This is a genomic window from Kitasatospora sp. NBC_01250, from assembly GCF_036226465.1.
In the GTDB taxonomy this organism is placed as follows: Bacteria; Actinomycetota; Actinomycetes; order Streptomycetales; family Streptomycetaceae; genus Kitasatospora.
Genome location: NZ_CP108476.1, coordinates 6,754,577 through 6,768,629, shown reverse-complemented (window position 1 = coordinate 6,768,629; position 14,053 = coordinate 6,754,577). Strand labels below are relative to the sequence as shown.

Annotated in this window: 13 protein-coding genes; 6 read left to right on the top strand and 7 right to left on the bottom strand. The window is 74.2% G+C overall.

Annotation, left to right across the window (positions count from 1 at the left end):
• Positions 1 to 156: 156 nt before the first annotated feature.
• The 3 genes from OG500_RS28685 (at position 157) to OG500_RS28675 (ending at position 3,481) form a co-directional block, all read left to right on the top strand.
• On the top strand, positions 157 to 1,239 hold the full coding sequence (locus tag OG500_RS28685; RefSeq protein ID WP_442789247.1) for a hypothetical protein: 1,083 nt from the start codon (positions 157 to 159) through the stop codon (positions 1,237 to 1,239).
• Positions 1,240 to 1,358: 119 nt separating this feature from the next.
• A complete protein-coding gene (locus OG500_RS28680; RefSeq protein WP_329584292.1) occupies positions 1,359 to 2,264 on the top strand; it encodes a (2Fe-2S)-binding protein in 906 nt (301 codons plus the stop codon).
• A 197-nt stretch (positions 2,265 to 2,461) separates the two neighbouring features.
• On the top strand, positions 2,462 to 3,481 hold the full coding sequence (locus tag OG500_RS28675; RefSeq protein WP_327069731.1) for a DUF2637 domain-containing protein: 1,020 nt from the start codon (positions 2,462 to 2,464) through the stop codon (positions 3,479 to 3,481).
• A gap of 56 nt (positions 3,482 to 3,537) precedes the next feature.
• Here the strand turns inward: OG500_RS28675 and OG500_RS28670 are convergent, their stop codons facing one another.
• Positions 3,538 to 5,751, bottom strand: coding sequence for a SpoIIE family protein phosphatase (locus OG500_RS28670; RefSeq protein WP_329584290.1), 2,214 nt, complete (start codon positions 5,749 to 5,751; stop codon positions 3,538 to 3,540).
• A gap of 161 nt (positions 5,752 to 5,912) precedes the next feature.
• Entirely contained in the window at positions 5,913 to 6,458 is a 546-nt protein-coding gene (locus OG500_RS28665) for an ATP-binding protein (RefSeq protein ID WP_329584288.1), read from the bottom strand.
• Positions 6,459 to 6,843: 385 nt separating this feature from the next.
• On the opposite strand from OG500_RS28665, the gene ureA reads away from it, so the two are divergent.
• The 3 genes from ureA to OG500_RS28650 are packed head-to-tail and all read left to right on the top strand — an operon-like array spanning position 6,844 to position 10,345.
• Positions 6,844 to 7,554: an urease subunit gamma gene (ureA, locus tag OG500_RS28660; RefSeq protein ID WP_327069728.1), complete on the top strand. Its 711-nt coding sequence runs from the start codon at positions 6,844 to 6,846 to the stop codon at positions 7,552 to 7,554.
• Positions 7,551 to 9,278 carry an urease subunit alpha gene (locus OG500_RS28655; protein ID WP_442789246.1) on the top strand — a complete coding sequence of 576 codons (1,728 nt, stop codon included), beginning with the start codon at positions 7,551 to 7,553 and terminating at the stop codon, positions 9,276 to 9,278. The genes ureA and OG500_RS28655 overlap by 4 nt, the downstream gene beginning before the upstream one ends.
• A gap of 29 nt (positions 9,279 to 9,307) precedes the next feature.
• Positions 9,308 to 10,345: an agmatine deiminase family protein gene (locus OG500_RS28650; RefSeq protein WP_329584286.1), complete on the top strand. Its 1,038-nt coding sequence runs from the start codon at positions 9,308 to 9,310 to the stop codon at positions 10,343 to 10,345.
• A 203-nt stretch (positions 10,346 to 10,548) separates the two neighbouring features.
• Here the strand turns inward: OG500_RS28650 and OG500_RS28645 are convergent, their stop codons facing one another.
• From OG500_RS28645 to OG500_RS28625, 5 genes are all read right to left on the bottom strand, one after another.
• Positions 10,549 to 10,782 (bottom strand): hypothetical protein, encoded by a 234-nt coding sequence (locus tag OG500_RS28645; RefSeq protein WP_329584285.1) that lies wholly within the window; start codon positions 10,780 to 10,782, stop codon positions 10,549 to 10,551.
• Between the two features lie 116 nt (positions 10,783 to 10,898).
• Positions 10,899 to 11,744: a JmjC domain-containing protein gene (locus tag OG500_RS28640; RefSeq protein WP_329584283.1), complete on the bottom strand. Its 846-nt coding sequence runs from the start codon at positions 11,742 to 11,744 to the stop codon at positions 10,899 to 10,901.
• 85 nt (positions 11,745 to 11,829) lie between these two features.
• Positions 11,830 to 12,072 carry a DUF397 domain-containing protein gene (locus OG500_RS28635; protein ID WP_329584281.1) on the bottom strand — a complete coding sequence of 81 codons (243 nt, stop codon included), beginning with the start codon at positions 12,070 to 12,072 and terminating at the stop codon, positions 11,830 to 11,832.
• Positions 12,073 to 12,231: 159 nt separating this feature from the next.
• A complete protein-coding gene (locus OG500_RS28630; protein WP_329584280.1) occupies positions 12,232 to 12,483 on the bottom strand; it encodes a hypothetical protein in 252 nt (83 codons plus the stop codon).
• Positions 12,480 to 13,373, bottom strand: a complete 894-nt coding sequence (locus tag OG500_RS28625; RefSeq protein WP_329584278.1) for a terpene synthase family protein — start codon at positions 13,371 to 13,373, stop codon at positions 12,480 to 12,482. Before OG500_RS28625 ends, OG500_RS28630 begins: the two co-directional genes overlap by 4 nt.
• Between the last annotated feature and the right edge of the window lie 680 nt (positions 13,374 to 14,053).

Below are 14,053 nucleotides of genomic sequence, written 5' to 3'. Positions count from 1 at the left end.
ACCTGCCCCGTGGGGCCCGGACGGGCGCACGGGGACACCGAAATACGTCACGCTCGTGATCTGGTGCACAAGCTCCCTCGCGTGTTGAATTGCGGTGCTCCAGGGCCCTGGCCGTCTGGGGGCACCGCATGGCCGTGGGGCACCGCACACAAGGAGGTGGCGTTGTCGGAGCACGGAACGGCCCCGCTGAGCGGGGGGACACGTGGCCGGCCGGCGGATGCCGACCACAGTGGCGGGCCACCACGTCTGGCCGGTCCACCGGGGGTGCCGCCGCACGGCGGCGGGCTCCATCCGGGCAAGGACGGCCACCTCGACGAGATCACCAGCGGCACCGTGTGGCGGCTGCGATCGCGCGCCTGCTGGCAGGAGGCGGCCGAGCTGCTCGGCCAGGGCGCCGAGCGGGACCCGCGGACCGCCCTGGTCCGTGCCGAACTGCTGATCGAGCAGTGCCTGTTCACCGCCGACCACTGGGAGGAGGCGGAGTCCGCGTTACGGCTGGCCGAGGCCGGGGTGACCAGCACCGAGCAGCGCGCGGCGGCCGCCTGCGCGCGAGGCTTCCTGGCCTACCTGGGCAGCGTGCTCGGTCCGCGCGACCGGCTGGACGAGGCCCAGGCCGCGCTCGGCCGAACCTCGGCGCTGCTGCCCGCGGGCGCACCGGGCCGCCCGCTGCTGGACTTCCGGCGCGGGCTGGTCGCCGAGAACCTGCTGCGCGACCACACGGCCGCCTGGATCGCCTACCGCCGGGCCCACGACGGGGCGTTGGCCGGCGGGGACTCCCTGCTGGCCTCCTCCACCTGGCGCCACCTGGCCGCGCTCGCGCTGGCCGGCGGCGACCGGGTCAGGGCCCGGGAGGGGTTCACCGCCTCACTGCGGCTGCGCGAGGAGCTGGGCTTCATGGTGGGGGTGGCGCCGGCACTCGCGGCGCTGGCCGAGGTCGCCGAGCCGGCCGAGGCGCAGCGGCTGCGGGCGGAGGCCGGGCGCCTGGTGCAGTCGCTGGGGGGCGTGCCGGTCTGGCTGGTGGGCCGGCTCGGCGAGGACGCCGCGGCCCTGACGCCCGGCGGCCCACCGGGTGCACCGCGCGGCGCACCACCGAGCGCGCGCCCGGGTGTGCCGGGCGGGCGCGCGGGCGGCGGCACTCCGGCGCCACCGGGCACGCCCGGCAGCACCGCGTGGGCCGGGCGCCCGACCGACCCCCCGGACGGACGCGGCGAGCGGGACAGCCGACGGCCTGTCAGCTAAGGTGAGCCTAACCTGATGGGTGAGGTGCGCGCGGAGACCGTCCGCGCGCACCTCACGCGTCCGGGCCCAGCTCACCCGGGGCCGCGCGCGGTCACCCGGCCGATCCGATGGGGCACGCCTTGACCGAGTGCACCGACCTCAGCCCCGGGCGACACCCGACACCCCCCTTCGCCGGCGCCTACACCGCCTTCGCCCAGGTCTTCCCCGACCTGCGGATCCACCACCGCACCGAGGTCCCGGCCCACGACGGCTGGGTGACCACCCGTCAGCTGCTCGCCGATCCGGCGCTGCGCGCCCGCCTGGTCGCCGCCGAGGCCCGGCACGGCCGGGCCCGGTTCGGCACGGCGCCGCGCGCCGATGTCGCGGCCGGCTTCTGGCTGCACCGCTATGCCTGGCCGCTCTGCCTGGTCTTCACGCTGCCCTGGCTGCTGGAGCAGCGGGTGCCGCTGCTGCCGGTCGAGCAGCTGGCCAGCCGCCGACCGGCCGGCGGCTGGGGTCCGGCCGAGCTCGCGCTGCTGCCGGGCACCGGGCCGCTCGCCTTCGCCTGCCTGCCCGGCGACCCGGCGGCCGGTCTGCCCGGCGCCCGGGTGGTGGCCGACCCGGCGGCCCTGCGCGCCACCCTGCGCACCACCGTCGCCGCCCAGTTGGACCCCCTGCTGACCGCCTTCCGCCCGCTGCTGCGGCGCGGGCCGCGCACCCTGTGGGGGCTGGTGACCGACGAGCTGGTGGAGGGGCTCTGGTACGCGGCCGGACTGCTCGGCGAGGAGGCGCGGGCGGTGACCGCCCTGACGGCGCTGCTGCCGGAGCCGCCCGCCGAAGCCACTGGGGCCACCGATGCCACCGATGCCGGCGGGGCCGACCGCATCGACACCGCGCCGTTCACCGGCGCCGCCGCGTTCCGCCTCGCGGCCCCGCGGCAGCCGGGGGTCGCCGCGGCCCCGACCCGCACCAGGGTCAGCTGCTGCCTCTACTACACCGTGCGCCCCGCGGACCTCTGCCCCGGCTGCCCGCGCACCTGCGGCTGAGCCGTCGCCGGGCCCCTGCAGGACCCGTGTTCCGCGCGTCGGTCATACCATCATCATGACGAAACGTCAGTTCACGCTCTCTCCAGTGTATTTGAGCGCAAAACGCCCGTACGGCCGCCGGGCATCGGCCATGATGGGCGTCCTCTCGGGTGGCGCCGCGCCACCCGACCACCGAGAGAGCGAGGCTGGCTCAGACCATGAAAATGCCGGACATACCACTGGGCTGGGCCGTCGCCGCCGTCGCCGTCCTGCTGCCGGGGGCGCTCCTGGTGGCGATCATGCGCAGCCGGGGGGCCACCGCCGCGCGCGGCGCGGACTCCTGGGAGCGCACCGAGGAGCGGCGGCGGCGCAAGGAGTCGCTCTACGGCGGCGCCTCCTACACCCTGCTCTTCTGCTGCGCGGCCGTGGCCGCCGCGCTCTCCTTCCACGGCCTGGTCGGCTTCGGCACCCAGAACCTGGGCCTGTCGGGCGGCTGGGAGTTCCTGGTCCCGTTCGGCCTGGACGGCGCCGCGATGTTCTGCTCGGTGCTCGCGGTGCGCGAGGCCAGCCACGGTGACGCGGCGCTCGGCTCGCGCCTGCTGGTCTGGCTCTTCGCCGGCGCCTCGGCCTGGTTCAACTGGGTGCACGCTCCGCGCGGCTTCGGGCACGCCGGCGCACCGCAGTTCTTCGCCGGGATGTCCCTGTCGGCCGCGGTGCTCTTCGACCGGGCGCTGAAACAGACCAGGCGGGCCGCCCTGCGCGAGCAGGGGCTGGTGCCCAGACCGCTGCCGCAGATCCGGATCGTGCGCTGGCTGCGGGCCCCGCTGGAGACCTACGCGGCCTGGTCGCTGATGCTGCTCGAAGGGGTGCGCAGCCTGGACGAGGCGGTGGAGGAGGTGCGCGACACCAAGCGCGAGGCCGTGGTCAACCGGGAGCGCCAGCGGCTGGCCAGCCGGCGTGAGCGGGCCGAGATCCGGGCGATCAACCGCTCGCACGGGGGCTGGGGCCGGGCCAGGGGTGCCGCCACGGCGCCCCAGCTGGAGCCCGGCGGTGCGGAGCCCGCGATAGCGGCGGGTGCCGCGGAGCCGCCCGCCGTGGCCGCCGCGCCCGTGCCCGGCCTGCTGACCGGCCCCGGTCGGCGGACCATCGACCTGACCGCCGACGACGAGACCATGACGCTGCCCCGGCTCGACTCGCTGGAGCAGAAGCTCAAGGACCTGGAGCGGCAGTTCGGCTGAGCATCAGCAGGCGGTGGCGGCCCGACCCCGCGGCCCTTCCCAGGGAAGGCCCGCGGTCAGGCCGCCTCGCCCGCCGACAGCTCGAACCACATCCGCTTGCCCGAGCCGCGCGGCTCCACGCCCCAGGCGTCGGCCAGCGCCTCGACCAGCATCAGTCCGCGCCCCGAGGAGGCCTGCTCGCCGGGGGTGCGGCGCTTGGGCCACAGGTCCGACTCGTCCTCCACCTCGATCCGCAGCCGCGGCTCGCGGCGGTCCTCGCGGTAGAGGCGCGCGGTGAACATCGCGTCCCGGTCGGTGTGCCGGATCGCGTTGGTGACCAGCTCGGAGGCGAGCAGCTCGGCGGTGTCGATCAGCTCCGGCACGCCCCAGCGGCGCAGCGCGTCGCGCAGCTCACCCCGCAGCTCGGCCACTCTGGCCAGATCCGCCTGGCCGATCCGGCGGCGCAGCTGCTGGGCGGCCAGCCCGCCCTCGGGACCGTCCCAGCGCAGCAGGAGCAGCGCTATGTCGTCCTCCCGCTCGGCGGAGTCCGCGGCCCGGGCGGCGATCCGGTCGGCGAGCTCCTCGATCGGGTCCACGCCTCCCTGCTCCAGCGGGGGCAGGTCGCCAGCCACCGCCTCGCACAGCCGGGCCATGCCGGTGTCCAGGTCCATCTCGCGCGACTCGACCAGGCCGTCGGTGCAGAGCACCACCGTCTCGCCGGGGTCCAGGCTGAACCGGGTGACCTGGTACTCCTGCGCGGCGCCGATCCCCAGCGGCAGGCCGCCGACCACGCTCTGCACGGTGCTGCTGCCGTCGGCCCGGCGGACCACCGGGTCCAGGTGGCCGGCCCGCACCGCGTAGACCACGCCGTAGTCGACGTTGACCTCGGCGTAGGTGCAGGTGGCGAAGTGGTCGGTGTCCAGATCGGCCAGGAAGCGGGAGGCGCGGGCCATCACGGCGGCCGGCGGGTGGCCCTCGGCGGCGTAGGCGCGCAGCGCGATCCGCAGCTGCCCCATGATGCCGGCCGCGTGCACGTCGTGGCCCTGCACGTCGCCGATCACCAGGCCGACGTGCCCGCCCGGCAGCGGCACCACGTCGTACCAGTCGCCGCCGATCTGCAGGCCGGAGCCGGCCGGCAGGTAGCGCACGGCGGTGGTCACCCCGGGCACGGCCGGCACGGTGCGCGGCAGCATCACCCGCTGCAGACCGGCGGCCAGCTCGTGCTCGGCGTCGTGCAGCCGGGCCCGGGCCAGTGACTGGGCGACCAGGCCGCCCAGGGTGGAGAGCAGGGTGCGCTCGTCGGCGTCGAGCTCGCGGGCGTCGTCGAAGCTGACCACGCACAGGCCGATCGCCCGGCCGCTGGCCACCAGCGGCAGGAAGGCCCAAGCGCTGCGCCCGGTGTCCTTGGCGCGCGGCCAGGCCTCGGGAAAGCGCTCCCGGTACTCCTCGCGGCTGGCCAGGAAGACCGGCAGCCGGCGGCGGATCGCCTCGGCGGCGGGCTGGAACGGCTCCAGCGGCATCCGGTCGTAGAGGGCCACCGACTCCTGGCGGTAGCCGCTGGCGCCCAGGATCCGCAGCCGTCCGGCCTCCAGCGCGGCCAGCACCAGGCCGTCCGGCGGCAGCCCCGGCAGCGGCAGCTCGGTGAAGACCCGGGCCACGTCCCGCACGGTGACCGCCTCGGACAGCGCCCGGGCCGCCTCCTTGATGAACCGCGAGCGGTCCTCGCGCAGCGCGGCCCGGCGCCCCGCGTCGGCGCGCTTGTGCAGCTCGGCGGTGGCGTCCCAGACGAAGCCGACCATCTGCGAGGGGCGCCCGAAGGCGTCCGCGAGCACCCGCCCGCGGAACCGCACCGCGTGCAGCTCGCCGCCGGGGAAGACGGTGCGGTAGTAGGCGCCGCACTGGCCCAGCTCGGCCACCGCGCGCTCGACCCGGCGGCGCACCACCGGCGCGTCCTCGGGGTGCAGCAGCGCGAGGAAGGCCTCGGAGCTGAGGTCGAAGGTGGTGCCGTTGACGCCGATGATCGCGCAGGCGCGGTGGTCGGCCTCGATCACGTCGCGACGGATGTCCCAGTCGAAGGAGCCGATGCCGTTGGCGGCCATCGCGGGCTCCAGCCAGTCCGGCATGGCGTCCCCGGTCCGGTTGGGCAGGCTCTGCACGGCCGGGGCGGCGGTGGCCGCGGCCAGCCGCCCCGCCGCGACGCTGGTGGCGCGTACTCCGGCGCGCCGACCGCCCTGGGCCTGCGGGCCGAGCGGAAGACGCGCGGTCCCCTGTGGCTCGGGCTCAGTCGCCATGGTTCTCCTGCCCCTGCCGGGTCCGTCGGTTGGGTGGGTGTGCTCCGCGGACCGCCCCGCTGCGAGGGCCCCGGTCCGGACACACATTCTCACTATCCTGTCGAATGTTCGACCACGCGGCAATAACACTCCGGACCGCGGCCCGGATCGGGCCGTGCCCGTCAGGTGCCGGCGGCCCGTCGCCCGGGCTGCGGACGCGGGGGCGCCAGCTCGAACCAGGTGATCTTGCCGTCGGCGTGTCGGCGCACGCCCCAGCCGTCCGCCAGCACCTCGACGAGCAGCAGCCCGCGCCCGCTGGTGGCCGTCTCGGGGGCCCGGCGCGGCCTGGGCAGCTGGGGCAGCCGGGCGCCGCCGTCCCGGACCTCGACCCGCAGCCGCCCGTCGAGGCCGAGCCGGGCCTCCAGCGCCGCGCCGCCGCCGGTGTGCTGGAGCGCGTTGGCCAGCAGCTCCGAGGCCAGCAGCTCGGCGGTGTCGGCCAGTTCGGGTACGCCCCAGCGGCGGAGCGCGGCGCGCAGGGCGGCGCGCAGCGGGGCGATGGCCCCGAGGTCGGCGGGGGCGAGCACGGCGTGCAGGCCGTACTCGGGCGCGCGGTCGGGCCCGCCCGCGCACTCGGGCTCGGCTGCGGGCTCGTGGTCGGACGGGCGGTCGGACGGGCGGTCGTCGTCGGGCAGCTCGGCACCGACGCCGAACCTTTGCTGACTCTCCATCAGTTCTGTCCCCCCAGCAGTGCTCAGCTCCATCGTGAGTCCCGCGCACCCGCGGTCGCAACGGTGCACGAAACGTCGACTGGAGTACACGGGGGGCTCACGGCGCGCGAGTTGCTGACACTCTGTCAACATCCGCCGTCCGGCGGCGCTGGCGCCGGGCCCCCGACCAGGGCCTCTCCCGCGGATCCGCCCCCGGAGCACGGCCCCGACCGGCGCCGCCCGCCACGCAGGCGTGCCGGCGGCACCGGGCGGTCACCCCGACGCGCAGCACAACGCGCAGAACCCCGCAAGCCAGGCGAGGCTGGACAGTGCGACCCGATCGGGGTTCAATGGCCAGCACTAGTTTGAACGCCGTTCTAACTCCGCCTACCGCGAGCGAGGCACCGTGCGACTCACCCCCACCGAACGGGACCGGCTGCTGATCTTCACAGCCGCCGAACTGGCCCGCGCCCGGCGTGCCCGGGGCTGCCTGCTGAACGTGCCCGAGGCCACCGCGCTGATCGCCGACACCGTCTGCGAGGCCGCCCGCGACGGCAGGCGGCTGGCCGAGGCGATCGAGGCGGGCCGCACCGTGCTGAGCGCGGCGGACGTGCTGCCCGGGGTGCCCGACGTGGTCACGGTGATCCAGGTGGAGGCCGTCTTCGACGACGGCACCCGGCTCGCCGTGGTCAACGACCCCTTCCAGGGCGCGGGTTCGCTCGGCGAGGACGGCCCGGGCGCGGCCCTGCCCGGCTCCGGCGAGGGGTACGACCCGGTCGAGGAGACGGTGGTCGTCACCGTCCACAACACCTCCACGGTGCCGATCTCGGTCACCTCGCACTACCACTTCTTCGAGGTCAACCCGCGTCTGGCCTTCGACCGCGCCGCCGCCTACGGCACCCGGCTCGCCGTCCCGGCCGGCTCCTCGGTCCGCTTCGACCCGGGAGCCGTGGTCGAGGTCGGCCTGGCGCCGATCGCGGGCGAGCGGGTCGCGATCGGCTTCGCCGGCCTGGTGGACGGCCCGCTGGACGCCCCCGGCGCCCGCGAGGCCGCACTCGCCAAGGCCCGCGCCACCGGCTACCTGATCAACGCCGACGACCAGGAGGTCGAGTCGTGACGTCCATCTCCCCGCACGACTACATCTCCGTGCACGGGCCGCGGGCCGGCGACCGGATCCGGCTCGGCGACTCCGGGCTGATCGTGCGGGTCGAGTCCGACTCCCAGGCGCCGGGCGAGGAGTTCCTGGCCGGCTTCGGCAAGACCGCCCGCGACGGCCTGCACCTGAAGGCCGCCGCCGTCCGCGACACCTGCGACGTGGTGATCAGCAACGTGCTGGTGATCGACGCGATCCAGGGCATCGTCAAGACCTCGATCGGCCTGATCGGCGGCCGGATCGCGGCCATCGGCCGGGCCGGCAACCCCGACACCATGGACGGCGTCGAGGTGGTGGTCGGCACCGGCACCACGATCGTCTCCGGCGAGGGCCTGATCGCCACCGCCGGCGCCATCGACACGCACGTCCACCTACTGTCGCCGCGGATCATGGAGGCCTCGCTGGCCTCCGGCGTGACCACCATCATCGGCCAGGAGTTCGGCCCGGTCTGGGGCGTGGGCGTCAACTCCCCCTGGGCACTGCGGCACGCCTTCAACGCCTTCGACGCCTGGCCGGTCAACATCGGCTTCCTGGGCCGGGGTTCGTCCTCCGACGAGGGCCCGCTGGTGGAGGCGCTGGCCGAGGGCGGCGCGAGCGGCTTCAAGGTGCACGAGGACATGGGCGCGCACACCCGCGCGCTGGACACCGCGCTGCGGGTCGCCGAGCAGTACGACGTCCAGGTGGCCCTGCACACCGATGGGTTGAACGAATGCCTGTCGGTGGAGGACACCCTCGCGGTGCTGGAGGGCCGCACCATCCACGCCTTCCACATCGAGGGCTGCGGCGGCGGGCACGTGCCCAACGTGCTGAAGATGGCCGGCGTCGCCAACGTGATCGGCTCCTCCACCAACCCCACGCTGCCGTTCGGCCGCGACGCGCTCGCCGAGGCCTCCGGCATGATCGTCTCGGCCCACGACCTCAAGCTCGACCTGCCCGGCGACGCGGCGATGGCCCGCGACCGGATCCGGGCCGGCACCATGGGCGCCGAGGGCGTGCTGCACGACCTGGGCATGATCGGCATCACCTCCTCCGACGCCCAGGGCATGGGCCGGGCCGGCGAGACCGTGCGGCGCACCTTCGCGATGGCCGGCAAGATGAAGGCCGAACGCGGGCCGCTGGACGGCCCCGACGGCGGCTACGGCACCCACGACGGCGGCGACGACAACGAGCGGGTGCTGCGCTACATCGCCAAGCTCACCATCAACCCCGCCATCGCGCACGGCCTTTCCCACGAGGTCGGCTCGATCGAGATCGGCAAGCTCGCCGACATCGTGCTCTGGCGGCCCGACCACTTCGGCGCCAAGCCGCAGCTGGTCCTCAAGTCCGGCTTCCCCGCCTACGGCGTGGTGGGCGACCCGAACGCCTCCACCGACCGCTGCGAACCCCTGGTACTGGGCCCGCAGTTCGGCGCACACGGCGCCACCGCCGCCGACCTCTCGGTGGCCTTCGTCGCCCAGGCCGCCGCCGACGGCGCCTACCTGGACCGGGCCGCCGACCAACTCCCCACCCGGCGACGGCGGGTGGGCGTGCGCGGCACCCGTGGCATCGGCCCGCGCGACCTGGTGCGCAACGCCCGCACCGGCCAGGTCGGCGTGGACGCCGGCACCGGGCTCGTCTCGCTGGACGGCGAACCGCTGCGCTCCGAGCCCTCCGAGAGCGTCTCGCTCAGCCGCCTCTACTTCCTCTGACCCTCCCCCACCCCCGAGGACCCCTCACCATGACCACCCCCGCTTCGCTCGGCTACTCGATGCCCGCCGAATGGCACCCGCACGAGCGCACCTGGATGGCCTTCCCCACCGCCAACCAGACCTTCGACACCCCCGAGGGTCTGCACGCCGCCCGGCTCGCCTGGGCCCGGGTGGCCGACACCATCGTCCGCTACGAGCCGGTGACCCTGGTCGTCAACCTCGGCGAGACCGCCACCGCCCGCGAGTACGTCGCCGAGCAGGTCGAGATCGTCGAACGCCCGCTGGACGACGCCTGGATGCGCGACATCGGCCCCAGCTTCCTGACCGACGCCCAGGGCGCGCTGGCCACCGCCGACTGGATCTTCAACGGCTGGGGCGCCCAGTCCTGGGCCAGCTGGGAGCACGACCAGCACATCGCCGAGCACATCAGCGAACTGACGGACGCCCAGCGCTTCGCCTCCCGCCTGATCAACGAGGGCGGCGGCATCCACGTGGACGGCGAGGGCACCGTGCTCGTCACCGAGACCGTCCAGCTCGGCGAGGGCCGCAACGCCCACTGGACGAAGGAGGAGGTGGAGGCCGAGCTGCACGCCCACCTCGGCACCACCAAGGCGATCTGGCTGCCGCGCGGACTGACCCGCGACTACGACGAGTTCGGCACCCGCGGCCACATCGACATCGTCGCCGCCTTCGTGCGCCCCGGCGTCGTGGTCGCCCACGTCCAGCCCGACCCCGCCCACCCGGACCACGCCGTCTGCCAGGAGCTCGTCGCCATCCTGCGCGCCGCCACCGACGCCCGCGGCCGCCGCCTGGAGGTCGTCGAGCTGCCCGCCCCCACCGTCCTGCACGACGAGGACGGCGAGCCGGTCGACTACTCCTACATCAACCACTACGTGGCCAACGGCGCCGTCATCCTGTGCGCCTTCGACGACCCCCGCGACCAGGAGGCGGCCGACCTCCTCGGCGAGGCCTTCCCCGGCCGCACCATCGAACTCGTCGACGCCCGCGAGATCTTCGCCAACGGCGGCGGCATCCACTGCATCACCCAGCAGCAGCCGAGGGTGTGAGAAGGTACGAGGTCAGGGGAACGACCTGCGGGGATGCGGATGCACAATCCGGGACGAGCGGGGCCGATCCCGGACCTGCGGCGGCAGTTCGACGCGATCGTGTGGCGGTGTTCCACCCCCGATGGAGTGGAAGTCGTGAGAGGGTGCCGCCCAGCGGGCGGCACCCGCCGACAGTCCCCTCTGCCTGCTCCCGTATCAGCTCGTCAGTCCGGCCCGTCGGCGCTCCGGTCACGGCGGCTGAACGACCTCTTGGCCAGGAGTTGCGAGTAGGCGGCCGCCTCCGGCGTGAGTTCCTCGTAGTAGTCGATCGGGTCGCCCTTGTACACGGTGGCTGAAGCGCATCCGACGCACCAGGCGTATCCGGTGTCCAGGTCGCGCAGCGCGGGCAGGGCCGTCCTGCACCAGAAGCACTTCTCAGCGAGGACGACGGTGCGCATGCATGCCTCGCACCAGTCGCTCCCGGTCTCGTGGTCACGGAAGCGCGGGCCTGGTGCCTGGCACCCGCCGCACTTGCGGCGGTGGCGCCCCCAGCCGGCCGAGGAGCGTGCCCCGGTCAGCGGGTCACCCCGTAGACGGCCAGTTGCTGGCTGATGTGGATCGGGCCGCCGGCCTGCGCCGGATCGAGGCCGGCCAGCCATGCCTGGAGCGTGCTGGTGGTGTCGCCCACGATGTCTTCGACGTGCAGCGCGCTGAGGTTCGGCGGGAGGGCGGCACGCATCTCGGGATGCTCGGCGGCCTGGTCGGCGAGCTGCTGGAGGACCCAGTGCCGTGTCAGGAGCTGCACGCCGAGGGTGATGTGGATGGACTGCTGGTCCTCGGTGTGGCCGAAGTGGATCCAGCCGCGAGGGATGTACAGCACCTGGCCTGCGGTCAGGGTCACGGTGCGCGCAACGCGGTGGATCTGGTCGAGCTGCTCCTGGGTGAGGCCGACCCGGGTCCAGGGATGCCGTTCGAGCGGGTCCGTGAACACGGGCGGGTGCAGGCGCCAGACCTTCATGCCGTCGACCTGGGCGAGGAACACGTGATGGGTGTCCCAGTGCGGCCCGTACCCGGTCGCGTCGGCCGGGGTGCGGTACACGTTGGCGGTGACCGGGTGCCCCAGCTCGGCCGACAGGAGCCGGGCGGCGTCGCGCAGCGGCGGCCACGACAGGTGCAGGCCGTTGAGGACCAGCGTGTCCCTCGGGTGGTCGGCGTCCGGGGCGCTGGTCAGCGCCGTGCCGCTGGTGACCATGCCCATGCCGATCGGCCGCAGGGCCGGATCGGTGACGATGCGGCGGGCGTCGCCGTGGGTGAACAGCTCGGCCAGGTCGGCGGCGTCGCGCTGGTAGACGGTCGGCTCGGCGGGCCAACCGGCAGTGAACTCCTGCGGCTCACCAACGAGACGGGCGAGGGTGGACATCTACAGCCCCCTGGGATGGGTGTGCGGGCGGGGCGGGCTCCCCCCGGTCCGAGGAGGAACACGGGGAGCCCGCAGCGGTGGTGGGTCAGATCAGGTGGTCGAAGTCGCCGGCCTGGGCGCCGCGCACGAAGGCGCTGAGCTCGTCGCGGGTGGCGGTGAGCGGGATCTGGTCGGGGTCCGTGGTGATGCCGATGCGGACCCGGTCGCCGTCGGCCGCGAGGCCGATGCAGTCGTCGAGCTGGGTCGGCCGACACATGCTGCTCTTGATCCACTCCAGGCCCGGCGCGCCGGCGGGGTCGTATCCCTGGACGGGGACGGCGTTACTCATGGCGTTCTCTCCTTGTGCGTGAGGTGCCGACTCGCCGGGTTGGCAGGCCGGAGCATCTGGGTACCTCTGACCACTTGGGTTGTGGCGTCGGGCCCGCCCCGGCCGCTGCACGGCAGCAGGCAGGTAGCCGACGCGGGAGTCTGATCGGCAGCGTCCGCGTCACGCCACCAGCCGCAGCCGCCGAACTCGCAGCGGCACCGGCGCCGGGGCGCACGGCAGTGCGAGGCCCCGGGCCACCGGAGCCGTGATCCGCAGGCGGGCCGCGGACATCCTCGTGAGCAGCCTGTCCAGTGCCCTGTCCGGGGCGCCGCTGACAGCCGCGATGTCCAGGCGCCGGCCGAGCGCACGCAGGTGGGCGTGCGCGTCACCGCCAGTGTCCTGCTCCGGCGCGGGGTCGACTGGCTCGGTCACCGGGCGACCTGCGGTTCGATCAGCGCGTACCGGGTGCTGGCCCTGGTCCAGGCGGTCAGGGCGTAGCGGAACCGGTCGAGCGACCGGGCGAACTGGACCGTGGCGGGGTCGAGTTCGTCGTCCCGGACAGCGGTGTACAGCCACCAGAACCGGCGTTCTTCTGCCGCCAGCAGCGCCAGTGCCTCCTGCCGGGCCTCGGTCGGTGGGAGGCCCTGGCTGGCGGCCAGGGCGGCGATCGCCGTGAAGGTGTCCGTGTCGGGGGCGGCGAGGTCGTTGGTGAGGAAGCCGACCGACGAGAACGCGGCGACCAGGCTGCGGACCAACGGATCGTTCCAGTCGGGCGTGACGCACTGCTCGGCCAGCTCGCACCACATCGCGGCGAGCACCATGCCGCCATCGGTCGGACGGAGCGCGAGGTACTCGCGCAAGGTCGGCGTCCGGTGCGGCTGCAGGAAGTCGGTGAGCTTGTCCGCTGCGGCGTCCAGCCACGCGAAGAGGTGGCGCCGGTAGCGCTCCCACCACTGCGCCGTCATCATCGCGCAGGTGTCCCGGCACAGTTCGGTCAGCGCGAGCGCGAGCGGGTGGCCGGTGGTGAGTCGCGCGCCGTCGATGGGCGCGGCCAGCAGATCACGGTAGAGCGCGTGGATCTCGTCCCGATCGGCGGAGCGCAGACCGTCGTCCAAGTAGTCGTCGGCCGTCCACGTCCACAGCGCCCAGCGGGTCGCGAGGTCGAGCTGCGCGCCGCGGGCCCCCGGCCACGCCGCGAGGCACAGGTCGACGTACCCGTGCGCGAGACAGGACGCGGGGTACGGATGCAGGCGGTACTCGGTGAGGAAGGCGGCGACGGAGGCGTACAGGTCGGCGTGCCGCGGATCGGTGACGGTGGCCATCACGGCCCCTCGCCAACGTGGTTGGCGCACGCCACCAAGGCCCACGCGAGCTGCCCCGGACCGGACGGCGGCGTCACAGCATGGCCAGCAGGCACGAAGGCACTGCCCTCGGCCCCACAGACGATGCAAGCCGCCGAATGCAGCTGAGCGAGGGTTACGAGCATCCGCTGAGGCGCTGAGCCCAAAGGGTGATACTCCGCCACGGCGGCGGTGCGCACCCGGTCCAGGGCGCGCCTTAGCAGGCCCGCGTCCACCAAAGCGCCCGGGTCGTCCGGATCGGGAGGAACAATCCAGCATGGCCCGGGCGACTCCAGCGTCGTTGGCCCCGGAACCGTGACGAACGAACCGGCCGTCAGCAAGCGCTCGTGGGTCCATGCCAGAGGCGAGGCAACTGGGATGAGGAAGTACAGCCGGGGCCAGCCGGGGCTATCCCGGACAACCGGGCCAGGGCGCCGCATTGAAGCCTGTCCGAGGTTCTCCAGGGCCGCAAGGCCGATGTGCTGAGGGACGGCGACCGCGTCCCAGAACTGCCCGGCTGCTACGGCCTCAACCGTGCCCTCCGGCGGAACCCATCGCGCGGTAGCGCGCTCCATCACGTGCACTGCTGCTCCTGACTGGTCGTCTGCCAGTAGAAGCGTGCCGGGCTGCAAGGGAGCCAACTATCACGACCTGGTGATAGT

What these genes read in the sequence shown, in the direction of transcription:
- OG500_RS28665 (WP_329584288.1), bottom strand. Translation starts at nt 6,458, where the DNA reads ATGGAGAGTCAGCAAAGGTTCGGCGTCGGTGCCGAGCTGCCCGACGAC.
- OG500_RS28635 (WP_329584281.1), bottom strand. Translation starts at nt 12,072, where the DNA reads ATGAGTAACGCCGTCCCCGTCCAGGGATACGACCCCGCCGGCGCGCCG.
- OG500_RS28650 (WP_329584286.1), top strand. Translation starts at nt 9,308, where the DNA reads ATGACCACCCCCGCTTCGCTCGGCTACTCGATGCCCGCCGAATGGCAC.
- OG500_RS28670 (WP_329584290.1), bottom strand. Translation starts at nt 5,751, where the DNA reads ATGGCGACTGAGCCCGAGCCACAGGGGACCGCGCGTCTTCCGCTCGGC.
- OG500_RS28625 (WP_329584278.1), bottom strand. Translation starts at nt 13,373, where the DNA reads ATGGCCACCGTCACCGATCCGCGGCACGCCGACCTGTACGCCTCCGTC.
- OG500_RS28675 (WP_327069731.1), top strand. Translation starts at nt 2,462, where the DNA reads ATGAAAATGCCGGACATACCACTGGGCTGGGCCGTCGCCGCCGTCGCC.
- OG500_RS28640 (WP_329584283.1), bottom strand. Translation starts at nt 11,744, where the DNA reads ATGTCCACCCTCGCCCGTCTCGTTGGTGAGCCGCAGGAGTTCACTGCC.
- OG500_RS28645 (WP_329584285.1), bottom strand. Translation starts at nt 10,782, where the DNA reads ATGCGCACCGTCGTCCTCGCTGAGAAGTGCTTCTGGTGCAGGACGGCC.